At 65.6% G+C, this 25471-nt stretch carries 17 protein-coding genes and 1 pseudogene; 9 read left to right on the top strand and 9 right to left on the bottom strand.

Annotation, left to right across the window (positions count from 1 at the left end; translation table 11 throughout):
• The first annotated feature begins 84 nt into the window (after positions 1-84).
• Positions 85-672: a CDP-alcohol phosphatidyltransferase family protein gene (locus tag C8J44_RS00865; RefSeq protein ID WP_121902995.1), complete on the top strand. Its 588-nt coding sequence runs from the start codon at positions 85-87 to the stop codon at positions 670-672.
• Here the strand turns inward: C8J44_RS00865 and C8J44_RS00860 are convergent.
• The 4 genes from C8J44_RS00860 to aepX are packed head-to-tail and all read right to left on the bottom strand — an operon-like array spanning position 649 to position 5457.
• Entirely contained in the window at positions 649-1737 is a 1089-nt protein-coding gene (locus tag C8J44_RS00860; RefSeq protein WP_220683067.1) for a 2-aminoethylphosphonate--pyruvate transaminase, read from the bottom strand. The two genes, C8J44_RS00865 and C8J44_RS00860, sit on opposite strands and share 24 nt — an antisense overlap.
• A complete protein-coding gene (locus C8J44_RS00855) occupies positions 1734-2693 on the bottom strand; it encodes a lysylphosphatidylglycerol synthase domain-containing protein (RefSeq protein ID WP_183128661.1) in 960 nt (319 codons plus the stop codon). Before C8J44_RS00855 ends, C8J44_RS00860 begins: the two co-directional genes overlap by 4 nt.
• Positions 2690-3826 carry a phosphonopyruvate decarboxylase gene (gene aepY, locus C8J44_RS00850; protein ID WP_121902994.1) on the bottom strand — a complete coding sequence of 379 codons (1137 nt, stop codon included), beginning with the start codon at positions 3824-3826 and terminating at the stop codon, positions 2690-2692. Before aepY ends, C8J44_RS00855 begins: the two co-directional genes overlap by 4 nt.
• Positions 3826-5457 (bottom strand): phosphoenolpyruvate mutase, encoded by a 1632-nt coding sequence (gene aepX, locus C8J44_RS00845; protein ID WP_121902993.1) that lies wholly within the window; start codon positions 5455-5457, stop codon positions 3826-3828. The genes aepY and aepX overlap by 1 nt, the downstream gene beginning before the upstream one ends.
• A gap of 103 nt (positions 5458-5560) precedes the next feature.
• On the opposite strand from aepX, the gene C8J44_RS00840 reads away from it, so the two are divergent.
• Together C8J44_RS00840 and C8J44_RS00835 are read left to right on the top strand one after the other, a co-directional pair.
• Entirely contained in the window at positions 5561-6322 is a 762-nt protein-coding gene (locus tag C8J44_RS00840) for an NTP transferase domain-containing protein (RefSeq protein ID WP_121902992.1), read from the top strand.
• 1 nt (position 6323) lies between these two features.
• Entirely contained in the window at positions 6324-7097 is a 774-nt protein-coding gene (locus C8J44_RS00835) for a phytanoyl-CoA dioxygenase family protein (protein WP_121902991.1), read from the top strand.
• A gap of 30 nt (positions 7098-7127) precedes the next feature.
• Here C8J44_RS00835 and C8J44_RS00830 read toward each other — a convergent pair whose 3' ends face one another.
• From C8J44_RS00830 to C8J44_RS00820, 3 genes are all read right to left on the bottom strand, one after another.
• The gene (locus C8J44_RS00830; RefSeq protein ID WP_121902990.1) at positions 7128-8075 is read right to left on the bottom strand and encodes a glycerophosphodiester phosphodiesterase family protein; all 948 of its coding nucleotides are present in this window, start codon (positions 8073-8075) and stop codon (positions 7128-7130) included.
• A gap of 17 nt (positions 8076-8092) precedes the next feature.
• On the bottom strand, positions 8093-10891 hold the full coding sequence (locus C8J44_RS00825; RefSeq protein ID WP_121902989.1) for a TonB-dependent receptor: 2799 nt from the start codon (positions 10889-10891) through the stop codon (positions 8093-8095).
• A gap of 107 nt (positions 10892-10998) precedes the next feature.
• Positions 10999-12132 carry an ROK family transcriptional regulator gene (locus C8J44_RS00820; RefSeq protein ID WP_121902988.1) on the bottom strand — a complete coding sequence of 378 codons (1134 nt, stop codon included), beginning with the start codon at positions 12130-12132 and terminating at the stop codon, positions 10999-11001.
• 336 nt (positions 12133-12468) lie between these two features.
• Between C8J44_RS00820 and C8J44_RS00815 the strand changes: the two genes are divergently transcribed.
• From C8J44_RS00815 to C8J44_RS00805, 3 genes and pseudogenes are all read left to right on the top strand, one after another.
• Positions 12469-12990, top strand: a complete 522-nt coding sequence (locus C8J44_RS00815; RefSeq protein ID WP_259466642.1) for a helix-turn-helix domain-containing protein — start codon at positions 12469-12471, stop codon at positions 12988-12990.
• Positions 12915-13651, top strand: a pseudogene (locus C8J44_RS18670) (hypothetical protein); the annotation flags it as partial. The gene C8J44_RS00815 and the pseudogene C8J44_RS18670, both read left to right, overlap by 76 nt.
• Positions 13628-14245, top strand: coding sequence for a GH32 C-terminal domain-containing protein (locus tag C8J44_RS00805; protein ID WP_404969183.1), 618 nt, complete (start codon positions 13628-13630; stop codon positions 14243-14245). The pseudogene C8J44_RS18670 and the gene C8J44_RS00805, both read left to right, overlap by 24 nt.
• 20 nt (positions 14246-14265) lie before the next feature.
• Here C8J44_RS00805 and C8J44_RS00800 read toward each other — a convergent pair whose 3' ends face one another.
• Complete coding sequence (locus tag C8J44_RS00800; protein WP_121903746.1) at positions 14266-16395, bottom strand: TonB-dependent siderophore receptor; 2130 nt, start codon at positions 16393-16395, stop codon at positions 14266-14268.
• 328 nt (positions 16396-16723) lie between these two features.
• Here C8J44_RS00800 and galA point away from each other — a divergent pair, with 328 nt between their 5' ends.
• A complete protein-coding gene (gene galA / locus C8J44_RS00795; protein WP_121902984.1) occupies positions 16724-19612 on the top strand; it encodes a beta-galactosidase GalA in 2889 nt (962 codons plus the stop codon).
• A 78-nt stretch (positions 19613-19690) separates the two neighbouring features.
• Entirely contained in the window at positions 19691-20452 is a 762-nt protein-coding gene (locus C8J44_RS00790; protein ID WP_060525296.1) for a GntR family transcriptional regulator, read from the top strand.
• Between the two features lie 55 nt (positions 20453-20507).
• Here C8J44_RS00790 and nagA read toward each other — a convergent pair whose 3' ends face one another.
• Positions 20508-21662, bottom strand: a complete 1155-nt coding sequence (gene nagA, locus C8J44_RS00785; protein WP_121902983.1) for an N-acetylglucosamine-6-phosphate deacetylase — start codon at positions 21660-21662, stop codon at positions 20508-20510.
• 949 nt (positions 21663-22611) lie between these two features.
• Between nagA and C8J44_RS00780 the strand changes: the two genes are divergently transcribed.
• Positions 22612-25449, top strand: coding sequence for a TonB-dependent receptor (locus C8J44_RS00780; RefSeq protein WP_121902982.1), 2838 nt, complete (start codon positions 22612-22614; stop codon positions 25447-25449).
• Positions 25450-25471: the final 22 nt, after the last annotated feature.

Raw genomic sequence — 25471 nt, 5'->3', positions numbered from 1 at the left:
CAAAGCGATGTTTCGGCGATGTCGGCCTTGCAAGCCACCGCCGCGCCGTGACATCCGCCTATCTCGCCGATCCGGAGCTGCCGCGTGAGCCACAATACGATCATCCACCGCATCGTTCGGCCTGCCGTCCGGATCGCCGCGCGGACCGCGATCACGCCCAACCACATCACGACGGTGCGGCTGGTGTCGGGCATCGCCGCCGCCGCGTGTCTTGCGGCCGGGACCTATGGCTGGATGGCGATCGGCGGGGTCGTGTTCGTCGTGTCGATGCTGCTTGATCGCGCCGATGGCGAACTCGCGCGGCAGACCGGACAGATGAGCGTGTGGGGCTATCGCTACGATCTCGCCAGCGACTGCATCGCCAGCGTCGCCACGTTCGTCGGGCTGGGGATAGGGTTGGCCGCCACGCACGGCACGGCCGCGCTCTGGCTCGGTATCGTCGCGGGCGTTGGCATCGGCACGCTGTTCGCCGAACTCAATGTCCTGAACTTCGCCGACGTCCGCGGTTATGATCTGGCGGCGGGCTTCACCGTCGATCCAGACGACGCGATGATCCTGGTGCCGGTGCTGATCTGGCTCGGCCTCGCCTGGCCGATGACGATCGCCGCAGCGGTCATCACGCCCAGCGCGGCGATCATCCTCGCGCTGCTAGCCCTGCGTCGCCGCGGCTAGCGCGGGGCGCATTGCGGTCACCAACCGATCGAAATCCGCCGGACCGATCGCGCCGATGCATCCGATCCGGAACGACTCCGCTTTGGTCAGCTTGCCGGGGTAGATCACGAACCCGGCCGCGGCGAGCGTGTCGTAGAAGGTCGTGAAATCGAAGCAATCGGGCGATCGGAACGTGGCGATGATCGGTGCCTGCAACGGTCGATCGAGATACAGATCGAGGCCCAAGGCATCGGTGCCGCGCAACAGCGTTGCGAGGTTGCCCGTATAGCGCGCAAGCCGGGCGGTGCTGCCACCCTCCGCCTCCAGCCGCCGGAGCGCTTCGACGAGGGCCGCGACGACCTGCACCGGCGGGGTGAAGCGCCACTGGCCATTCGCCTCGAACCCGCGCCACTGTGCGTGAAGATCGAGGCTCATCGACGCACTCTGCCCAGCGCACCCCTCCAACACCGCGCGGTCGACCAGCGCGAAGCCGAGGCCCGGCGTCCCTTCGAGGCACTTGTTGCTGGAAGCGAGGATCGCGGCAACCGGCAGCGTGGACAGGTCGATCGGCAACGCACCGAAGCTCGCCATGGCATCGACGATCAGCAGGCGACCGGCGTCGGCCACCACCCGAGCGACCTCTTCAAGCGGATTGAGCAGCCCGGTCGTCGTCTCGACATGGACGAACGCGACGTGCGTGATCGCCGGGTCCGCCGCCAGCCGCGCCGCGACGACCGTAGCGTCGACCGGTTCGTTCTCGTCCCAGCGCAGCGTCTCGACGGCACGCCCCAACCGTGTCGCGATCGCCGCCATACGCTCGCCATACGCGCCGTTGATCAGCACCAGCAGGCGGTCGTCCGCACCGAGCAACGTGCCGGCCGCCGCCTCCAGCGCATAGGTACCACTGCCCTGGATCGGCACCGCGACATGCGTTTCGCCGCCATTCGCAACGTCGAGCAACCGCCGCCGCAGTTCCGCTGTGAGCGCGATGAACGCCGGATCGCGCGAGCCCCAGTCGTCGAGCATGGCCCGGCGCACGGCGGGATCGGTGGTCAGCGGGCCGGGCGTCAATAATAGAGGCGTCACGATAGTCCTTCCTGCACGCCACCGACCAGCGGTCGCGCTTCCATTCGGTGCCACACGGCCAGCCCCGGCAAGCCCAGCGCGAGTTCGCGGATACGGCGGATCAACGATAGCGCGAGCGCCTGCTGCGGAGGGATGCCGAACATCGCGCAGATCAGCAGATACCCCCCCTCCTGCACACCGAGCGCGCCGGGAATGAGGAAGCCGACGCCGCGCACCGCCTGCCCCAGCCCCTCGATCACCATCGCTTCACGCAGCGACGCGTGCACCCCGAGGACATGCAGCCCGGCCCAGGTCTCGATCCCGCCGAGCAGCCACGACAGCAGGTGCCAGCCCGCCGAACGCGACAGTCTGGCGGGGCTCCGGTACAGCGCCAGCACGGCGGCGTTCAATCCGGAGAGATCGCTTGCCTTGGTCCAGCGGGCGACGCTGCGCTCGATCAGCGCGAACAAGCCGAAGCGCTGCGCGACGACGAACGCCACGGCCATCGCGATGCTCGCCACCGTGACGCCGATCGCGAGCGTCATCGCCTCGCCGCCATGCGGTCCGGCGATCAGCAGCGCAACGCACAGGATCGTGAAGATCGCCTGAGTCGCGCCCTCGACCGACAGATCGACCATCGACGAGGCCAGCGACGGCGCGAGCGGTGGTCCGCGTCGCGCCAGCAACCGTGCGCGGACAAGATCGCCGCCGATCTGCGCCACCGGTAGCAGCGCGTTCACCGACTCGCGGATCCAGCGCAGGACATACAAGCGCGACACGGGCGCACGCCGGTCGAGCAGTTCCTGCCAGCCGATCGCCGATGCGAACGTCTGTGGCAGGTGGAGCAGCACGACGAGCGCGATCCCCCATCCTGCCTGCCGCAACGCGTCCAGGATTTTCGCGAAATCGTTCGTGGCGATCAGCGTGACCGCGAGGACCAGCCCGATGACGACCGCCAGGATCGCGGAGCGCTTCACCGCGCGAGGAACGCCTTGAAACGCCGCGCGACGGCCTCGGGAGTCACGGTCGGGCGACCGAGCGTCGCCATCGATCCTGGCGCGATGCGGAGGTGGATCATCGACGGACGACCGGTGGTGGCGGCTTCGGCCCATGCCCGCTCGAACCCATCGAGGTCATCGCAAGAGGCGGCATAGCCATAGCCGCAGGCGACTGCGACCGCGGCGAAGTCGACCGAGGCCGAGACCGTCGCCTGCCCGCCGGTCGAGTCGTGTACGCCGTTGTCGAGCAGGATGTGGATCAGGTTAGCTGGCGCCTCCGCGCCGATCGTCGCCAGCGTGCCAAGCTTCATCAGCGCCGCACCGTCGCCATCGATGACGACGACGCGCTTCGCGGTATTGAGCGCGACGCCGAGCGCCATGCCGGCCGCGCCGCCCATCGATCCGACCTGATACAGATGCTGCTCGCGGTCGGCGAGCGTGAACAGCTCGCGGCCCGACTTGCCGGTGGTTGCGATCACCGCGGTCGAATCGTCCGTGAGCGCGAGGAACCGTTCGAGCGCCGCGACACGGGTCGGTCGCGCGCCGCGCGTCGCGTAATCCGCAAGTCGTCCTCCCGCAGGCAGATCACGTGGGCGCTGATCGAGCGCGGTATCGGCGACATCGCCTTTCGCCATGACGAACGCAAAAGGCTGAGACATGGCGTCCATCGCCGTGACCGCCTCGCGCAACGACGGCACGATCGCCGCGTCGACATTCGGGAACGGTCGGTGCTCGATCCCCATCAGGCTCAGCAGGTCATGCGTGACCTCGCCCATCACGACATGCTGCGGTTCGTCGGGTTCGCCCGGCCGGCCGCGCCACGTCGTCACCAGCAGAGTCGGAATTCGGGAGGGTGCGTTGAGCGAGGTCAGCGGATTGACCATGTTGCCGAGCCCGGAGTTCTGGCACATCGCCACCGCGCGGCGCCCGGCAAGCCACGCGCCCGCGGCGATCGCGACTGCCTCGCCCTCGCTCGCCGCGCCGACATAGCGAAGCGCGCGATTGGATAGCACGCCGTTGATCAGCGGCGTCAGATAGCTGCACGGTACGCCGGTGTAGAAATCGAACCCGGCGGCTGATGCCTCGGCCATGAAGGCGTCTGCGGTAATCATCAGGTGAAGTTGCGTGCGTCGGCGACGTCGGCGAGCGTGTTGACGTCCATCCAGTGGCCCATGAAATACTTGACGCGCACCGGGTGCTTGGCGGCGATCCGGGTGAGCAGCAGCGGCAGGTCGGCGGTTTCGAGCGAGCCGTCGGCGGACAACGCGGCGATCTCCTCGCGTAGCCATGTCGCGCCGGTCGCGCTGAAGCGCGCGAGGCCGACCCATTCGCCGCTCGCGTCCGCGGCCAGATCGCTGCCCATTCGGATCATGTGCGCGGGCGCATCGTCGAGATAACCACCCGAGAAGGGATGATCGGCGAGCACCAGATCGCGTACGCGCGTGTCCTTGCGCTGCGCAGCGTCGACCGCGAGCACCACGTCGGCCTTACTCGAAAGCAGGCTCTCCAGGATGTAGTTGCGGAACAGCACGTCGCCGTACGACACCACCAGCTCGCCGGTCAGCGCCGCGTCCGCCTGCGCCAGCGAATACGCCTCGCCGGTCTCGGCGAAGCGATCATTGTCGACGGTGCGGATCCCCTTCACCGCCACCGCGTCCTTGGCAAAGCCGCGCACCACCATCACGTCGCGGATGCCACTGTCGGCGAACGTCGCGACCTGGCGCGCGAGCAGCGACTGGCCGCGCACGTCGATCATGCATTTGGGTTTGTCGCGAGTCAGTTCGCCGAGATCGCCGCCCGACGCCGCCAGCACGATCACGCGCGGACGCGGCGTCTCGGGCAGATAGCGCCGCTCCGCCTCTTCGAGCTCGGCGTTGCCCATCAGGCGGAACACCTCCTTGACCGGGATCACGCGGCCCTCGACGTTGCTCAGCGACTGTTCGTCGTGGATCGTCCTCGCGGTCTCACGCATCGCCGTGATCGACGCGCGCATCAGGTGGTTCGCCCAGATCACCGTCGAGATGCCCGCCTCGCGGAACAGGTCGGTCGGCGTCGCATAATAGGTGGTCGGGACGATCACGACCGGCGCGCGGTTACCCCAGCGACGGCAGAACTCGAAGATCTCGGTCGGCTCGGCCTTCTTCGAATGGATCAGGATCGCATCGGCACCGGCCGCGTGATACGCCTCGGCCCGACGCAGCGCCTCTTCCATCGGCCGGCTCGAGATCAACGCCTCGATCCGCGCGACGATGACGAAATCGTCGCTGGTCTGGCTGTCCTTGCCGGCAGTGATACGGCCACAGAATTCCCCGATCTCGGCCAGCGGCTGGTCCTCGCCGATGAACGAATTGGTCTTCGGGAACAGCTTGTCCTCGATGCAGACGCCGGCGATGTTGCGCTCGCCGAGCTTGCGCACCAGCCGCCGGACATTGTTGAAATTGCCGTAGCCGGTGTCGCCATCGACCAGGATCGGCAGCGCGCAGGCGTCCGCCATGTATTCCAGCACGTCGAGCACCTGCGTCCAGGACGCCTCGTTGCTGTCGCGCAGGCCGAGGCTCGCGGAAATGCTGAGCCCCGATGCCCAAATCCCGCCGAACCCGGCTTCCTCGGCGATCTTGGCGGACAGGCCGCTATGCGCCTCCATCAGGAAGGCGAGGTCGGGTCGCTCGATCGCGTGCCGCAACAGCGCTGCGCGTGAGGGCGATGGCGTCTGCGTTACAAAATCGGCGGGAAGGTCGTTCATGAAACGGGACTTTCGATGATCGTTCAGGCAGTGATCGAGCAGGCGTCGCGGCCGGCCCGATGTGCTTGGCCGCGGCAAGCCGGCTCGTTATAGACGCCGGGCCATGCAAACAAGCCACCCCCTCGCCGCCGCAGCAGAAACATCGCCGATCGCCATCCTGCTAGCGGCCGGCGTCGGTCGACGGCTGGGGGAGACGCATGATGGCCCGAAAGTGCTGCTCGATTTCGACGGCCGCTCGCTGCTCGACCGCCATCTGGCGGCGCTGACGGCGGTGGGCGTCGACGATCTGGTTATTACCGTCGGCCATGAGGCGGAGGCGTTGCGGCACGCGATCGGCGACCGCGCGGGGACGATACTCAACCCCGACTACCGACAGGGCAGTCTCGTATCGCTCTGGATGCAGCGCGACCGTTTGCGCGCGGGCCGGCCGGTCCTGCTGATGGACGGCGACGTGCTCTATGACACCCGGATGCTGGCGCGACTGGTCGCCGCGCCGGGCGAGGCGGTGCTGCTCGTCGACCGCGAACTGGAACCGGGCGACGAGCCCGTGAAGGTCTGCTTCCGGGGCGAGACGATGGTCGATTTCCGCAAGCGCCCCGAGCATGCGCACGACTGGCACGGCGAATCGGTCGGGTTCTTCAAATTCGGTGCGGCGATGGCGGCAAAGCTTGCCGACGCCTGCGACCGCTATGTCGTGGCCGGTCGCACCGACATCGAGTATGAGGAGGCGATCCGCGACCTGATGCTCGCAGAGCCGGATGCGTTCACTTACGTCGACGTGACCGACCTGCCCTGGACCGAAATCGACTTCCCCGAAGACGTTGCCAAGGCGCGCGACGCGATCCTCCCGCATCTGGCAGGCTGACATGGCCCTGAACGATCCGCATCCGCTGACGGCAGAAGACCTTTCGCATTTCGCCGAGACCGGCTGGGTTGCCCGGCGCGGGCTGTTCAGCGCCGACGAGGCCGCGGAGATCGCACGCTGGACCGACGAACTCGTCGCCCTGCCCGAGATGCCCGGTCGGCACATGGTCTATTACGAGGACAGCCTGACCACTCCCGGCACGCGCGTGATGCAGCGGATCGAGGACTTTTGTCCCTATCACGCGGCGTTCGACGACCTCGTCCGTCACGGACGGCTGTCCGCGGCGGTCGCGCAGCTGCTCGGCAGCCAGGCGGTCCTGTTCAAGGAAAAGATCAACTTCAAGAAGGCTGGCGGTGCTGGGTTCGAACCGCATCAGGACCAGCAGGCGGGCTGGACGACCTATGCGCCGATGTTCGTCACCGCGCTGGTCGGTATCGACCGCGCGACGACCGAGAATGGCTGTCTGGAGATGACCAGCGCACCGCGTCTGTCGCAGATGATCGGCGAGGAATGGCAGCCGCTCAGCCCCGAACAGATGGCCGCTTTCGATCTGATCCCGGTCCCGACTGAACCCGGCGACGTGCTGTTCTTCGACAGCTACGCACCGCATGCGTCGAAGCCCAACCTGACCGACGCGCAGCGCCGCATTCTGTACCTGACGTACAACGCCGCGTCGGACGGCGATCACCGCCGCCGATATTACGACGACAAGCGCGCCAACTTCCCGCCGGATATCGAACGGTTGCCGGGGGCGAACTACGTTTTTCGCGTGTAGCGATAGAACGACGGTCCGCGTCGATGGCGATCATCGGCGCAGGTAGCGGCGCAGCGCTTCGGGTTCGTCGGTCTGTATTATGCTGATGCCGGCGCGTTGCAGGCGACCCCATACAGCGTCGGGATCGCGCAGGGCGTCGACGTCGCCGCCATAGCCATCGATGAACCCCTCCCAGAGCGTGTTCACCCAGACGCGTTCATGGGCCGCGCGCGCAGCGGCAACCACGCCGGGTAGAGCGGCAGCGGGCATGCGCGGCAGTTCGACGCCGATCGCACGCCGTCGGCCGGACGCCTGGCGCGTGACGATCCCGGCAAGATCCGCTCCCGCAGCGTCCCCACTGGACAGGATCGGCATGAACGACACGCGGTCGTACGGCGCCATCGCGGCAAGTGGCGCGCTGCCGATACCGGCGACGGTCTTCACGATCACCCGGTCGGTCGCCCCCGCGCGGACCACCGCCTCGATCACCTCGGCATAGATCGCGTCCTTGATGTCGAGGTTCAGCACGATCCGGTTGCCGGCGTGCGCCAGTATCTCGTCGAGCGTCGGCACCTGCTGATCGGTGAGGCCCGCGCCCTTCTGGCCTTCGTCGTCGCGCAGACGGAACGCCTTGATCTCGGCGAGCGTCAGATGATCGACGGCGCCGGTCCCGTTGGTCGTCCGATCGACCGTCGCATCGTGGATCATCACCAGATAGCCGTCGCGGGAGCGGCGCACGTCGGTCTCCATGATATCGATGCCCATCGCCACGCAGTGATCGAGGCCCTTCAGCGAATTCTCCGGTGCGCTCGGCAAATCGTGGCCGGGCGCCGGATTATGGCACCCGCGATGCGCCGCGATCAGCAGGCGGCCGTTCGTATCAGCGAGCGCGGCATGGATTTCCCGTGCGGTGAGCGGCTGCACCGAAGCAGCGATGGAAACCGCGGGCAGCGCGGCAAGCGTAAGCAGGGCCAGCGCCCCAAGATGCGATCGTGTCATGGCAGACCTTTCCAGGATCAGAATTTGGGCGTGAAACGGAGGCCGAGCCAGAAGGTCGTCGGCACGGAATAGCTGTCCTTGAGCAAATTCTTGTCCGGCCCCGCAAAGCTAGTCAGGCGGCTGTGCGTCAGGTTGCTGACCTGGCCGATCACCGCGACGCCGTTCCGCAGCGTATAGTTCGCGGTCAGGTCGACCTGCTCGCGCGGCGCCCAGTACAGGTCCTGCCAGGCGATATCGTTGATGATCGTGCGCAGCGCCCTGCCCTGCCGGTTGTAGGCCGCGCGCAGTTCCAGGCCATGTTTCGCATAGAACACGCTGGCGTTGAGCGTGCTGTCGGGCTGGCCGACGAGCCGGTCGATGCTGCGCGCGACGCCGGCGCTGCTCAACACGTCGATCCGCCCGCGGAGCAACGCCGCGTTGGCGCTGACGCCGAAGCCGCTCAGCAGCGGGTGGATGAACTCGAGCGAGTTCAGCACCGCGCTCGCCTCGATCCCCTTGATGCTCGCCTTGCTCGCGTTGGTCGGCCTGGTGACGACCGCGTTGACGTAGTTCACCCCTTCATAGGTGTAGCCGACCGAGGCGGCGTTGAAGATCTCGTCCTTGATGTCCTTGTAGAACGCCGCGAGCGAGACGATCCCGCCATAGCGGCTCGACAGCGTCCAGTCGGTGGCGAGGTCGAGATTGGTCGACCGCCGCGGCTTGATGTCGGGATTGCCGATCGTGACGTTGACGCCGGTCGCCGCCCCGTTGCCGAGATCGCTCGCGTTGACGAAGCCGATCGAACTGCGCGCGGCATAGCTGTCATAGCTCGGTCGGCCGATCGTCTGGCTGGCCGCCGCCCGCAGGTCGATCGCGTGCGTCGCGTGCCAGGTCGCGATCGCCGAGGGCAGCAGGTAGGTGTAGTTCGATCTGGTCGGCTGATCGACGAAGACGCCGTTGCGTTTGATCCGTCCGACGGTCGACTGGTCCGTGTGATCGAGATGCACGCCCGCCTGCGCGTTGATCGCCGACGAGACGTAGCTGGCGAGCGCATAGCCGCCCGCGATCTTCTCGACATGGCGGAAATCGTCCTGGTTGTTGTAGCTCGACTGATCCGTGCTGTTGAGGATCGATCCGGGTTGCGCGGTGATGTCGCGGACCGCGGCGGCCGGATCGATCGTCAGCAGATAAAGGCCGTTCGAATAGTTGAGCGGCGCGCCGCCGGGGCCGACCGCGGTCGCAAGGCCGATCGGCCGACCGGTCGTGTTGGGCTCCAGATCGATCCGGTCGAGGTTGAACTTGGGCCGATCGTCGGTGTAGCTCGCGCCTGCCGCGAACCCGATACCGTCCGCATCGGCGCCCTGATTGAAGCCGTAATCGAGCCTGCCGGTCAGCACCGTGTCGCTGGCGTGCCGTTCGTTGTTCGGCCGGTAATAGAGCAGGCTGTAGTTCGCCAAATTGTTATAGGCGGCCGGATCGACCGCGAACTTCTGATCGAGGCGGCTGGTGTCGTAGGCGAACGCGAAGTTCGACGTCGCGGTCGGCGTGGCCCCGGCGATGCCGGGCGCCGCCCGTGCGACGCCGGTCGCGTATTTGATCATCTGGAACACTTCGTCATAGGTCGCGCGCGACGCGCTGCCCTTGAGCGAGAGCGTCTGGCGATCGCCGGGCTGCCACGTCAGGCCGGTTTGCGCGACACGCGTCCGCGTGACGATATCGGCGTTCTCCCAGCCCACTTCGACGTCGCCGCCGGGATAATTGCCCGAGGTCGCGGTCTGGTTCTGAACGATGCCGCGGTTGCGCGGGTCGATCAGGACCTCGTTGCGCTCCATCTTGTCCTTGAAATAATAATAGCCGAGCGACGCATAGGCCTGGAGCGTGTCGGTAGGCCGGACCTCGAACTTGCCGGTAAGGCCGTAGCGATCGCGCTTGTCCATCACGTACCAGTATTTGTCCTGCTGCGGCACGGCAAAGCCGTTGCCGAGGCCGGCGCCGGTCTGAAGCTGTCCCGCCGCGTTGTAGAAGGAATAGTGGATCGTATCGGTTGTCATGTGCGTGTCGGTGTAGCTGCTGAGCGTCTGGTAATTGCCCGACAGGACGACGCCGTACTGGTGGTTCGCGCCAAACGTCGTGCTGACCGTCGCGCCGAGCCGCGTGCCGAAATCGGGCTGGTGGCGCGGCAGGCCGGTGTCGTTCGCATGGCCGAGCGACGCCTCGGTCGTGACGAACGGCTTGCCGCCGCCTTCGAACGCGCTGCGCGTCACGATGTTGATCGCGCCACCGACCGCGTTCGGATCGAGATCGGCGGTGAAGGTCTTCACGACCTGCAACTGGCTGATCATCGACGCGGGCAGGATGTCGAGACGCACCCCGCGCGAGATCGAGCCGAGCGTTCCGTTGGGCGTGCCGGGCGAGGCGAGCGGCAACCCGTCGATCGTGACGTTGTTGTACGCGGGGCCGAGCCCGCGGATCACCGGCGTCGCGGCCTCGTCGCGCGGATGCTCATTGTCGGTCGCAGGCAGGACCGACAGGCCGGGGATGCGCCGCAGCGCTTCGACGATGGTCGCGTCCGGCAACGCGCGGACATCGTTCGATCCGATCACGTCGATGATGTTGGTCGCGTTGCGCTTGGCCTCGATCGCGACGTTGTTGGCGCGCCGGATGCCGGTGACGACGATATCCCCGGGTGGCGCGGTCGCGGGTTCGGCCGCCGACGTCCCGGTCGCCGATGTCGTGGTCGCCGACGTGGCGTCTGTCTGTTGCGCCGCGACCGGACCGACGATCGCGATCGACGACACGCCGGCGAGTGCCAGCAACCGAAATGAAAACCCAACCATGCGAAGATCCCCGCCCGTCTGGCCGGCATCGACTGCCCGCCCCCAATGACGGCGCGGCTAGGCGGTGGTTGTGGCAGTTTTATTTATTTATCCGGAAATAAATCGCGTCATCGTTCGGCATTCGGCGCGACGAGCTGGTGGATTGGAAGCAGTGCGGCGCCTACCGCCGCCGCCCAGCTGCCAAGTCGCGACACATGGATTTTCGGCCGCGGCAAATGGGGGAAGGCCGTCGCCCAGTCGGCGCGTTCTAGCGCTGCACCGAGCGCGTGGAGGATCGGCAGCGGCAGCGCACCCGATACGACGATCGCGCCAGGATCGAGCCATGCGACCCCACTATCGGCTGCGACCGCAAGCTGCTCTCCAGCCCGCTCGACCCACGCGTCGATCAACGCGGCATGCGTATCCTGATGCATCTCGACCTCGTTCAGCGCGCGGATGTCGGCGCCGGCCGCCTGCAATTCCGCAAGCAGGTCGATCCCAGACGGCCGCTTGGATTTCCCCGGGAACAACCGGCCGATCTCGCCCGCATTGCCGTGCTCGCCGCGCAGGATCGCGCGGTCGACGATGATCCCCCCGCCGACCCCGTGCCCGATGAAGAAGACGATCGCCGAACTGCACGTGCGGATCAGCCCGCTGTCGTAATATTCGGCGAGCGCGGCGAGCGTCCCGTCATTCTCGATCCAGACCGGCAGGCCGAGATAGTCGGCGAACAGCCGTTGCAGGTCGAGATCGCGCCAGCCCTGCAGCCAGTCGACCGTCCAGCGCCGCGTCGGATCGCCCGCGAGCGTCGGCCCGGTCGCCGCGACGCCCAGCCCCAGGAAGCGCGACCGCAGCACATTGTGGCTCATGCTCAGTCCACGCAACCGTCGGTCCACCGCCTCGACGAACGCGCGCGGATCGGGGCTGTCGAACGGCTCAAGATCGCGAACGATCACCGTCCCGGCGAAATCGACCAGCGCGATCTCGAGCCAGCCCGGATGCAGCGTCGCGCCTGCCGCATAGCCGCCACGGCTTGAGATCCCCAGCGGTACGATCGGCCGGCCGCGCCCTGCCCGCTGGTCCTGGACATGCTCCTCGACCAGCCCGAGCGCGATCAGTTCGCGGCTCAACCGCGTGACCCCGCCGTTGTGCATGTCGAGCCGGTCGGCGAGTGCGGTGCGCGCGCTGGGGCCGCTGATCCGCAGATCCCAGACGATGCGTTTCTGGTCTTCGGACAGCAGGATTTCGGGTTTCGGGCGCACGCGATCATCCTGGCGACTGACGAGACGCCCGCCCTAGCGTCCGGTACTGATCGCTGCTCGATTTAATTCGCGCACGTCAATAATATCCGGCGGCGTTAGACACGCACGCGGCAGCGGGATGCGCCAGAGGTCGGACGACAAGTGCCACATTCGCCTTGCGGGAAATCTTCGGATGGATCGCGACCAAAAAAAGGGCTGCGCACCCTTCCGTATGGGCCCCGGTGCCTTATCGGGGAACGGCGAACGCCTGATGGCGAGTGTCTCCGCGACGCTCCGGCATAACGGATGAAAGGATACGGCGTGGATTCCATGCGGCGAGGTACGAATGCTGGCGGAATGCGACGGTATAATGAGCGCCTGATCCTGTCGGCCGTGCGACGGATGAACGGCGCTTCGAAGGCCGAGCTCGCTCGCATGACGGGCCTGTCTCCACAAGCCGTCGTCCGCATCGTCGATGAACTGGCCGAGGTCGGGCTGCTGTTCCAGGCGGGCAGGCGCACCGGTGGCATGGGCCAGCCGGCGACGATCTACCGGATCAACGGCAAGCGGGGATATACCGTCGGCGTCGGCGTCGAGGTCGGGCGCGGCGACACCACCATCGTGCTCCTGGATTTCGACGGAGAGCGCAAAGCGGTCGGTCGCCATGCCGGCAGCTTCCCCTCGATCGATACCGTGCTCGGCCACATCGACGCGTTCATCGACGAACATCTCGCATCGACGGACCTGTTGAGCGCCGAAGCGTTCATGGGCATCGGTATCGCCAAGCCTTGGTTTTGGATGCTGTGGACGCTCTACAATTCCACCCACCCAGCGGGCGGCACGAACGACCTCGAAGGACCTCGTCGCGCGGCAGGATAGGGGTATCGCGATCCCGCACAACACGGGCTTCGGCGAGTTGTGGAGCGAGTACCGTCTTGGATACGGCGCATACGGCTGGTTTCGGCGCTGGCCAGTCCTGCGCCTTGTGGTACTTGCGCGACAGCGGCGCGAGTTTTGCGTTCCATGACATCGTCCTGCCCAATCCCGGCGGTTACAAGGATTTCCGGGATCCCACCGTGTTCTGGCATGCGCCGACCGAACGCTGGGTGATGACCCTGTCCGAAGAGGGCAAGATCGGAGTCTACACGTCCGCCAACCTCAAACAGTGGACATATGCCAGTGGCTTCGCCTCGGCGATCGTCGGCCGCGTCATGGAATGCTCGCACCTGTTCAAGCTGCATCTGTACGACGCGAACGGTGAGATCTCGGCAGACAAATGGATATTGCTGGTCGGCGGCAACGGCACCAAACTTGGCTTTACCGTCGGCGCCTATTATTGGGTCGGTATTTCGACGGGAAGAGTTTCACGGCGGATGCCCCGGAGGGACAGTGGGTCGACAGCGGTGCGGATTTCTATGCCGCGGTCGTCTGGACCGATCCGGCCGCGGCTGATCCGCTCGCCTCGGCGTACGCGATCGCATGGATGAGCAACTGGGATTACGTGAAGAAAATCCCGATCGCGCACGATTACCGCGGGCAACTCAGCCTTGTTCGCCAGCTACGGCTTCAGCGTGTCGACGACGTCCCGCGCCTGATCAGCACGCCGCTCCCCGAACAGAATACGGTCTTTGCCGAAGCCATTGCCGGACAGGATCAAACGATCGCCGAAAGGTCGGAATATGTCTGGCCGACAGGTGCACAGACCGCCGCGTGTCGTATCGATCTCACGATCACCCGGGTCGGACAGATCTGGCCGGCCAAGGTGGTGCTATCGGTTCGAGCGGATGGCCGCTTTGCGACCCGATTCATCTTCAGGGCGCATGACAATATCGTCTGCCTGGAGCGAGCCGATAGCGGCCCCAATCAGCCGGACGTTGATGTATGGCGACAGCCCCGAAGTATCGTGTGCGACTTCACCAAAGGTGCCGTCCATATCAGCCTGTTCATCGACTCCGGTTCGGTGGAGCTTTTTCTCGCCGACGGAACGGCGACGATGTCGGCCCTCATCACCGCGCCACTCGATGCCACCGGATTGCACCTCAAGAGCACCGGCGGCAGCGTAACCGTGTCCGACGTCGCGATCAGGCCTGTCGATAACTCCAGCCGATCGAAACCCGTTTTAGCGGCGCCCTAAGGTTATCCGGCCGGACGACCTCACAGGCGTGAAGTGATCGTCAGTCGCACGTTGCGCGGCGCCCCCGGCGTCGTCCACACATTGGCATACGAACTCGAGATATAATATTTGTCGAAGATGTTATCGATATCGACGCGCATCGTCAGGTGCTCCGACACGGCATAGCTCACATTCGCGCGCGCGATGGTGTAGGCGGGCAGACGATACCCGCTGGCGAACGGATCGCCGGCCCGGCTCCCCGAGTGGCTGATACCACCACCCACCGACAGCCCGCCGATCTGTTTGACGGCAAACAGCGCCCATGCGTTCTTAGGCACGTTCGACAAACGCGTGCCGATCAGCGTCCGGTCCACGTCCTGCCGGACGGTCGCGTCGACATAGGTGTACGTGGCCGTGGCGTAGAGATCGTCCGTCACGTTCACCGTGGCTTCCGCTTCGGCGCCCCGCGAGCGCTGGAGCCCGATCTGGCTTTTCACGAACGGGTCGGTCGCGTTCGGATTCAGGACGTTGCGCTTTTCCATGTCGAACACTGCCGCCTGGCCCGTCACTACGCCGTGCAGGACCGCGAACTTGCCGCCCAATTCGGTCGAGCGGCTCCGTTCCGCGTCGAAGGTGGAGATGCCGTCGGATGGATTGAGCCGCAAGGATTGCCCCCAGCTCGTGTAGAGCGATAGGCCCTTACCGACCTGCCATGACAGAGCGGCGCGCGGCGTCACACCGCGGTCCACCGTGTCGAGATCGGCATTGCCGGTCAGCCGATTGCGCACGGTCTGTCGAAAGCTGTTCCAACGCGCGCCGAGCAACAGCGTGAAGTCGCCCGCGCGGACGATATCCTGCGCATACACGCTTTCGCTACGGAAGGATTCGGTACGACTGACGTTGGCCGGCGGTACCGGCAAGGGCTGACCGTAGACCGGGTCGAACAGGTCGATAACCAGGATCGGGCGAGTGGTCGTGCCGCGCGCGCGATCGAGCCGAAAGTCCATGAAGTGGCGCACCCTGTCGACGCCGAGACGCAGATCATGGTCTAGGCCGAGGAAGCGCAGCGATCCCGTCAACTCGGCGCGCAGCGTGAGGTCATCCCACGCGAAATCGTGATAACGACGGTCGCGCCCGGCGGTGAGTCCGTTCGCCTGGAGTCCGCGAGCGCCGAAATCGACCATGGTGCCGAACCCGCGTAGCGAACCGTCACGCTGGCTGCCGCCGACCTCGAACCCGATACCCTTGCCCAGGTCTGCGAAGACCGTGGCCTGTTGCCACAGGATCTTCTGGACGATCGGTCCGTCCGCCGGTTCGCCCAGAAACGTGTCCCGGTCCATCGCCCGCGCATTGCCGGCAATGCCGACCACGCCGCGATCCAGGGTCGCTTCGTTACGCATATACTCGGCCTGGTAGAGGACGCGCAGCGCGTCCGACGCCTGCCATGACACCGACGGCGCGATCAGGCGGCGCGATCCTTCGACATGGTCCCGGAAGCTGTCATGCTCCTCGCCGACGCCGATCAGCCGAACGGACACCCCCTTGGCGATCGGACCGCCGACGTCTGCTGTCAGCCTCCCGCTGTCCCAGCTTCCATAACTGGCACTGGCCGACGCATGAAGGTGATCGAGTGGCGCCTTGGTGACGATATTGATCGATCCGCCAGGCTCGCCCCGGCCCGATAGCGCGGCGCCGGCCCCTTTCAGCACCTCGATCCGCTCGACCGTCGCCGTGTCGATGGGCGCGTTGTAGCCGAGGTTGCTGCTGAAGCGGTTGATCATGATATCCGGACCAGCGTTCTCGTCGCCAGCAAACCCGCGGATCGCGTACTTGTCCCATAGTCCACCGAAATCGTTCTGGCGCGACACGCCGCCGGCAAGATCGAGCACGTCGTCGAGCCGTGTGGTGTTGAGCGCCTCGAGTTCCTTTTGGCCGAACACACGCACCGACTGCGGATAGATCCTGATCGGTACGTCGCTGCCCAGGATGCTGGCACTCGCCTGCCGCGCGGTGACGACGATGTCGCTTCTGCTACCGCTCGCCACGTCGCGGTCGGCGGCATCCTGCGCGTATGCCGTCATCGGCAGGCCCATCCCGATACTCAACGCGATCGCGCTCAGGCTCGCATAGGCTACGCTCCGACACGCGCTCCGGTTATAACTTTGACGCATCGGCAACCCCTTGGTTTCGCCCGCGGGTCTCCGCTGCAGCGATTTCGCCCGCTTATGGCTAATGCGAGTGGATTGCAACAACGTGTAACGGATCGATCGCATCGCCGACCGATACCTAGATTGGCCTTAGTGGGGTTTACCGACAGCCAAGCAGAGGAACCTAGCCGAGAAGCAAACCGCCTCAGCCAAATTGCCGATCGTCGTAGGCACCGTGCGCATCGGCAAAGGGCGATGCACAGGCTGAGATCGGCATCCGCGGATTTGTCAGTTGAGCGCGTCAAGCGTTGATGTATTGTTTTGGCCTTGCAGATGTATTCAGGGAGGCCAGATGCTCGACCGTCGCAGTTTCGTCGTTTCGTCGTCGGCGCTTGCCGCGTCGCTGGCGCAACCCTCTCTGGCAGAACGTCGTGGTCCGACCGGTACAGCGCTATCGCCCGACATGCCAATCCCGCTCGGACATCTACCCTCGCCGCACGCACCTGCCGATCCGAGCCTGATCGCGCTCAACCATGGCTGGCTGTTCCATGAAGGCGACATCCCCGTCCCCGCCGTGCGTGGCAACGACGAGACCTATGCCGCGACCAAGGCAGGCAACGCGCAGGGCGCCGCCGGTCTGGACTATGATGATTCCGACTGGACCGCCGTGCAGCTTCCGCACGACTGGGCGATCGCGCACCCGGTCGAATCCGACCAGAACGACGCGTTCGGGTATCGCCGTCGCGGCGTCGGCTGGTATCGTCGCTACGTCGTCCTACCGGCAGACTGGCACGGCCAGTATCTCGAACTTCAGCTCGGCGGAATGGCCAACAACGCCACCGTCTGGTTCAACGGCGTGCCGGTCGCGCACAGCCTGTCCGGCTATGTCCAGCAGACCGTCGATCTCACGCCCTATGCCCGCTTCGGCGACGAACCCAACACCATCGCGGTCCGCGTCGACGGCGATGTCATGGAAGGCTGGTGGTATGAGGGCGCCGGACTGTACCGCGATTGCTGGCTGGCGGTTCGACCCGCGCTGCACATCGCGACCGATGGCGTGCATGCTACGCCAATTGCGCAGGCGGATGGCGGCTGGCAGATACCGGTCACGGTAACGCTCGGCAATGCCGGTGCCACGCCGGGTCAGGCGACGGTCGAAGCGGTGTTGCAGGACGCGAACGGTCGCACCGTGGCGCGGTCGAGTGCCACCGCCACCGCGGCCCCGCTGGCGACGGCAACCGCTACGATGCTGCTGCCGGTCGCGCGACCAAACCTGTGGTCCCCCGAGACGCCGACGCTCTACACGATGCACACGCGGCTGGTGCAGGGCGGCAAGACCATCGACAGCCGCCGTACTGAGATCGGTTTCCGCATCGCCGCGTTCGATCCGGCAACCGGTTTCCACCTCAACGGGACGTCGCTCAAGATCAAGGGGGTGTGCATCCATCAGGACCATGCCGGCGTCGGCGTCGCGGTGCCCGCCGCGCTGATGGAGTGGCGCGTGCGTCGCCTGAAGCAGATCGGTGCCAACGCAATCCGCTTCACGCATGGCACCGCCGACGCCGGCATGCTCGATGCGTGCGACCGGCTCGGCATGCTTGTGATGGCCGAGAACCGCCATTTCGATCCCAGCCCCGACTATCTGGCGCAGCTCGAATGGATGGTCCGGCGGGATCGCAACCGGCCCAGCATCATCCTGTGGTCGGTGCTCAACGAAGAGCCGATGCAGGGCAGCGAACAGGGCTATGAGATGGTCCGCCGCCTCGCCGCCGCGGTCAAGGCGCTGGACGATACCCGCCCCGTCACCGCGGCGATGAACGACGGCATGTTCACGCCGCTGAACGGCGCCGATGCGGTCGACGTGGTCGGGTTCAACTACAAGCACGGCTGGTACGATCGCTACCACAAACTCCACCCCGACCGCCCGCTGCTCAGCACCGAGGACACCAGCGCGGTCATGACGCGCGGCGAGTGGACGAGCGACACGGCGCGCAACGTGCTGACCTCCTACGATACCGAAGCGCCCGAATGGGGCCTGACGCATCACAAGAGCTGGCGGATGATCGGCAGCCGCCCGTTCATCGCGGCGACCTTCGTCTGGACCGGGTTCGACTATCACGGCGAACCGACGCCGTTGCCCTGGCCGGCGGCATCGAGCTCGTTCGGCATCCTCGACCTGTGTGGCTTTGCCAAGATGGCCTATCATCTGCGGCGCGCACAGTGGATCACCGCGGAGCCGATAATCGCGATCGGTCCGCACTGGAACTGGGCCGGACGCGAGGGCCAGCCGATCAAGGTGATGGTCCCGACCAACGTCGAGGCAGTGGCGCTGTCGCTCAACGGCCAGCCGATCGGCCGCCAGACGTGCAAACCGTTCGAAACGCCCGAATGGCAGGTGCCGTTCGCGCCGGGCACGCTCGAAGCCATCGGCTACCGCGGCGGTCGCGAAGTCGTTCGCGCCAGCGTTACGACCGCGGGCCGGCCCGCCACGCTGCGGCTGACTCCCGATCGCCCAATGATGCTCGGCGACGGTGCCGACGTGCAGCCGATCAGCGTCGACCTGATCGATGCGGCCGGTCTACACGTGCCGACCGCGAACGATACCGTCACCTTCGGAGTCGAGGGCGGCGAGATCGTCGGCGTCGGCAACGGCAATCCCAACGATCACGACCCGGAGCAGGGCAATGCCCGCAAGCTGTTCAACGGTTTCGCGCAGGTGCTGGTGCGATCGCTTCCCGGCGCGAAGCAACTGGTGCTGACCGCGCGCGTCGCCGGGCTGCCCCCCGCGCGCGTGGCGTTTCCGCTGGTCGCCGCGCAGACTCGCGCCGTCGCGGTGACGCCGTCGGTCCACCATCTCGGCGAATGGCGGCGCACGCCGTTCGTCGCCCAGGCGCCCGACGCGCGGACGATCTACCCGGCGCAGCAATGGCGCAGCCTGAGCTATGTCCGCACCGGACGGCTCGAGGAAGCGCAGCCCGCGCGTGCCTACACGCTGATCCAGGGTCGATTCATGCCCCGCCGGCACGTCGCGGTTCGCGGTGGTACGCTGCATTTCGCCGGCGTGATCGGCCGCGCCGAGCTATGGGTCGACGGCCAACGCGTCGCCACCAAAAGCGACCCGGCAGAAGCAGCGATGGTCGCGCCTCTCCCGGCGGGCGAACAGGAGCGCGTCGTGACGCTGCTGCTGCAGGCCGATGCGGGCGAGGCGACCGGCCTCAGCCGCAGCGTGGCGGTCTGGTAGGGCGAGTGGGAACCATCCGCGGCACAGTGTCCAACGGATGTATGACATGTGCGGCGGCAAGTGTTACGCCAAGCCTCTATGGCGTTCATCGACCTTCTAGACGTTACGGCCGCGACGAGCAGCGGCCCGCGCTATCTATGGTTGCAGGGCCTGATCCGCACCGCAATCGAAACCCGGCGGCTCGCGGCGGGCACCGCGCTGCCGAGCGAACGGGAACTGTGCGACGAGTTCCAGCTATCGCGCGTGACGATCCGCAAGGCGCTGGAGGCGCTGGTCACCGATGGTCTGCTCGAACGGCGGCGGGGGGCCGGCACGTTCGTATCCCGAAGCCCGGGCGTGCAGGACGCCAGCCGCGTCGAGAAGAACTTCTCCGCGCTGTCGTCCTTCTCCGAAGACATGCTGGCACGCGGCCGGCGCCCGTCCAGCGAGTGGATCGATCGGTCCGAAGGGTCGGTGACCCCCGAGGAGGCGCTCGCGCTGGGTCTCTCGCCGGGGTCGCACGTCTTCCGTTTCCAGCGCATCCGCTTCGCCGACGACGAGACGATGGCGGTCGAATATGCCACGGTGCCCAGCTGGGGCCTGAAGCGGCTCGATGATGTCGTGTCCTCGTTGTACGGCGCGCTCGCCGCCAACGGAAACCGCCCCGTACGGGCGCTGCAACGCGTCCGCGCGATCTGCTTCGGCAAAGAGCACGCCGTGCTGCTCGGCATCGAGGAGCGTGACCCGGGGCTGATGATCGAACGGCGCTCCTTCGCCGCCGATGGCCGCGTGATCGAGGTCACGCATTCCTATTATCGCGGCGACGCCTACGACCTTGTCGCAGAACTCCACCATAGCTGACGCTGCCCTGCAGGATCACATCGGGCACCTCGCCGACGCGACCCGCCAGCCGCGGTCAGCCGGCGACCTTGATCCCGCCGATCCACGTCTGCACCGGCTCCAGCGCCGCATCCAGCACGACGAAGTCCGCGCGCAATCCGACCGACAGCGTGCCGCGGTCCTGCGCCATCCCGAGAAACGCGGCGGGCGACGCGCTTGCCATCCGGCTGACGGTCGGCAGGTCGGCGCCGGTCGCCGCGCACATCGTCCGCACCGCCTGCGCCATGTCGAGATGCGCGCCGGCCAGCGTACCGTCCTCGCCCATGCACACCCCGCCCTCGACCGTCATCCGGCGGCCGTTGAGCAGGAAGAAATCGTCGTCCGATCCGACGCTCGGCATCGCGTCAGTCACCAGCATCAGGCGATCGGCCCCCTTGCTCCGAAACGCGATATCGAGCGCGGCGGGCGCGACATGCACCCCGTCGGCGATGATTCCGCACCAGATCGCGGCCTCGCTCAACGCAGCCCCCACCATGCCCGGCGCCCGGTGGAGCAACGGCGACATCGCGTTGAAGACGTGCGTCACGCCGGTGATCCCGGCAGCAAAGCCCGCCAGCGCCTCGTCGTAGGTCGCGTCGGTATGCCCGGCACTCAGGATAACCCCCGCCGCAGCGAGTTGCGCGATATCCTCGACGGCGACGACTTCCGGCGCGAGCGTCATCATGACGACGCCACGCCGCGGTCGGCACAGGATGTCGATGATCGACCGGTCGAGCGTGCGGATCAGCGCGGGATCGTGGATCCCCTTGCGCGTGCCGTTGATGAACGGCCCTTCGATATGCACGCCGACGATACCGGGCACGCCGGCCGCGATCGCCACGTCGACCGCGTCCAGCGCTGCCTCGATCGCCTCGGCGGTGTCGGTGATCAGCGTCGGCAGCAATGCGGTGGTGCCGAACCGGGCGTGTGCCGCCGCAATCCGTGCCAGACCCTCGATCCCGAGCGCGTTGTTGAACAGCACCCCGCCGCCGCCGTTCACCTGCGTGTCGATGAACCCCGGCAGCAGCCAGCCGCCCGCCAGATCGATCGCTACGTAATCGCCGGCCGCGTCACTGCCAACCGCCGCCGGCTCGATCGCGCGCAGGCGCCCGTCCGATATCGTAAGCCGGGCGTCATGGCGCGTTTCTCCGCCGACCAGGATTCGGCCACCGCGAACGTCGATGGTGCGCATCACGACCGGCTCCCCTTTTGGACGCCGGGTGAACGATCGCGTTCAAATTTACCCGATGCCGCGATCGCGCTCGCGGGTCCGTAAGACAGCGCTACCATCGCCAATCTAGTCAGACACGCCGTCGCAAGTCCATGCTTAGGCGATTTGTCGGAGTATAACCTTTCTGTGCAGCTTTGGTTGGTCATGGGAGCGCTATCGGTGGCGCGTTGAGTATTGTGAGACGTTGGCTGGGGCTGGTTCGCAAAATCTCGATCCAGTCGGCAATACTCGACGCAATGACGCTCGTTCAGCAAGGTATCCCAACACAGCAGAACACCTCGTGACAAGGTCGCCACAGACTCAAAGCCCGGTTTCTCCTTGCAGTATCTCGAGGTGACCAACCCGTCGCTCCCCGAGCGATCAATTGCAAACATCACTACCCCTTAGTCGGCAAGACATACCGCCGCGACACGCCCTTCGAGATCGTTCTCACGACCTTCGGCATCGCTTCGCATGGGTCTTATTATGCATGCTTCGAAAGCGGTATCAATGGTATTGCATATGTCTTTCGATGGCAGCGTCAGAAATTGCGTTTTTTGCACACTACCGATGCGGGACAGCCATATTTCTCCCGTGGCGATCGATTCGATCAGGAGGACAGAAAGTGCCTGGCACCGCGTGCAACGACCTGCCTTCGGGGCGCAAGACCCTGGTATGTTATGTCATTGCAAAGATGTAGCGCAGTTCTGACGCGCACCTCTTTCGCCATATCCAATTGGCAACCAACGCTTTTCCGATCCAGCAATACCAATATGCCTCGTGGCCCGCGAAGACGTTATGTTTTTGTACTATATCGTACTTGACAGGCCACCGGCTTATCCGTGAAACTCCGACATAACGCAGGGTTCGGGCTGCACATCGGTTAAAAAACCGGGTGCCGCGCTTCATTGTCGCATCAGAGGGGATTTACATGACGCACGGCAGACGCAACCGCACACAGGGCGCCGGCTCCTCCACGAAAGTGTGGCTACTCGCGACGAGTTGCTGTGCAGCTCTTGCGGCGATCACGCCGGTCAGCGCACAGACCGCGCCGCCTGGCGATCCGACGTCGCCGCCTGCTCAGACACCACCCCAGACACCGGCCCAGACACCACCCCAGACTCTAGCCCCAGCGCCTGCGCCCCCGTCCGCGACGAGCGGCCAGACCGATGGCGCGGATGGTGCCGAGATCACCGTAACCGGCTTCCGCCAGAGCCTTGCGTCGGCGGCACAGGCGAAGCGCAACGATATCCGCATCTCGGACGGCATCACCGCCGAGGATATCGGCAAGTTTCCGGCGCAGAACGTCACCGAAGCGATCCAGCGCATCGCCGGCGTGCAGATGTCGAATATCAACGGCCGTGGCTCGACGATCAGCATCCGCGGTCTCGGCGCGCAATATGCCCGCACTACGATCAACGGCCAGACCTTCGCCAGCGCCGACTTCAAGGACGGCTTCCGCTACGACATCATCCAGACCGATCTCGCCAGCGCGATCCAGGTCGTCAAGTCGCCGACCGCCGACATGGACACCGGTGGCCTGTCGGGCACCGTCAACATCGATACGGTGAAGCCACTCGCCTATAAGGGCCCGCGTTTCATAGTCGGCGTGAAGGGCTATAATTCCGAATATCGCGGCAAGAAGATCACGCCGAAGATCAGCGGCGCCTATATCGACAGCTTCGCCGGCGGCACGCTGGGCGTGATGGCGAACGTCAGCTACCAGGAGCTGACGGACCGTGGCGACTATGCCTTCGTCAAGAACTGGTACAATCCCGGCGTCGTCGATCCCAACAACTTCGTGCCCGGCAATTTCCGCCTGCGCCGCATCGATCGCGACACCAAGCAGCTGATGGCCAGCGGTGCGATCCAGTGGAAGCCGCAATCGAACTTCGAAGTGCTGCTGCAAGGCGAATATTCGAAGGACGACACGCGCTACGACACGCAGCAGCTGGTATTCGGCCGCTGGGATCCGAAGGACAGCACGAACCCGAGCACGATCACGGTCCTCGACAGCGCGAACGGCGTCGCGAACAAGATCGCCATCAGCAACTTCGGCGTCGGCAACAACGACCAGCCCGAGACGCGCAACCTCAAGACCCAGGCCTATACCGGCACGGTCAACTGGCAACCGGGTGACACCTGGAACGTCCACGCCGTCGCGCACTACACCCGGGGCGATGCCGATCTCCGCGAGTTCGCCTCGATCGACGGCGCAAACGTCGCCTCGGGGGGGACGCTCGACATCTCCGACCCGCACAACGTCAAATTCGCGACCGACCCGGGCGTTTGGAACGGCACGCTGTTCAACCCGGCCAATCGCACCTATTTCGCGTTCGTCGACGGTGCCACGCACATCCAGATGGCCAAGGACGTATCGGGCCAGTTCGACCTCACCAAGGATATCGGGGCGTTCGGCGTCAAGTCGCTGGTGTTCGGCGTGAAATATCATCACGAAAGCTTCCAGACCGACGCCTATCGTCATGACCGCGATGCCGACGTGACGCGGCCGGATCTGTATCCCGAATATGCGTTCATCCCGAACCTGAGCACGACCGGCATTCCCGTCACGAACTTCCTCGACGGCAAGATCGGCATCCCTAGCACCTTCCTCGAAACCAATGCGCCGCTCTGGCAGTCGATCCTCGCGGCGAAGGGGATCGCCGTCCCGGACGTTCGCGACTGGGCGAACAGCTACCGAGTCGACCGCTACATTCCCGCGGTCTATGCGATGGCCAATCTGGACGCGGTGCTGTTCGGCAAGTCGCTCCGCGGCAACGTCGGCGTTCGTTACGAACACACCCATCAGAACGTCACGTCAAACGTCACCGCCGGTACCGACAGCGGCTCTCCGCTGCTGGGTACGCAGAACGTGATCCAGGATTACGGCAACGTCCTGCCGAGCGCGTCCTTCGCGCTGGATCTGAGCAACCGCCTCGTGGCACGCGTCGCGCTTGCCAAGGTGCTGGTGCGGCCGCTGTTGAACAGCCAGACCCAGATGGCGGACACGTTCGTCACCGACAACACCGGCATCCGTCCCAGCGTGTCCGTGTCGAACGGCGAATCGCGCCTGAAGCCGCTCACCGCAAACCAGGCCGACATCAGCTTCGAATATTACCACGGTCGCGGCAATTCGATCAGCATCGCCGGCTTCTACAAGGCGGTGAAGAACGGCACGTTCACGCAGTTCTATTGCCCGACCTCGTTCAACGGCGTGACGTTGAACGGCCAGGTCGGCGGCTGCGCGTCGACGGATGGTACCACGGACTATAATTTCAGCCGCAAGCTGAACGACAACAGCGTCATCCACGTCAAGGGCGTCGAACTCGCCGCCTCCGAAAGCTTCGACGGCTTCCTGCCGCTGCAGGGCTTTGGCGCTACCGGCAACGTCACGGTGGTCAACGCCGACTCCCCGGCGCTGGGCACGGGTTTCAACCTGCGCGACCTGTCGAAACTCACCTGGAACCTGACGCCCTATTGGGAAAACGAGATGTTCAGCGTTCGTCTCTCGGTGAACCATCGCAGTCCGTACAAGCAGGACGCGTCGACCAGCTTCTTCGTCGATGGCGGCCAGATCCACACGGTCCGCGCGCGGACGCAGATGGATCTGGCGCTCGGCTTCACGCCGACGAAGTTCCTGAGCTTCACCGGCGGCATCATCAACCTCAACGACACGCACGAAGACGCGTATCAGACCAACGAGGACACGTTCCAGCTCGCCAGCCGCACCGGCCGGACGTTCTATCTGTCCGCAACCGCACGGTTCTGATCTAGAGCCCGAACGAAACGAG

This window comes from Sphingomonas sp. PP-CE-3A-406, from assembly GCF_003688625.1.
Lineage (GTDB): Bacteria > Pseudomonadota > Alphaproteobacteria > Sphingomonadales > Sphingomonadaceae > Sphingomonas.
This window is presented reverse-complemented; position numbering and strand designations above follow the sequence as displayed.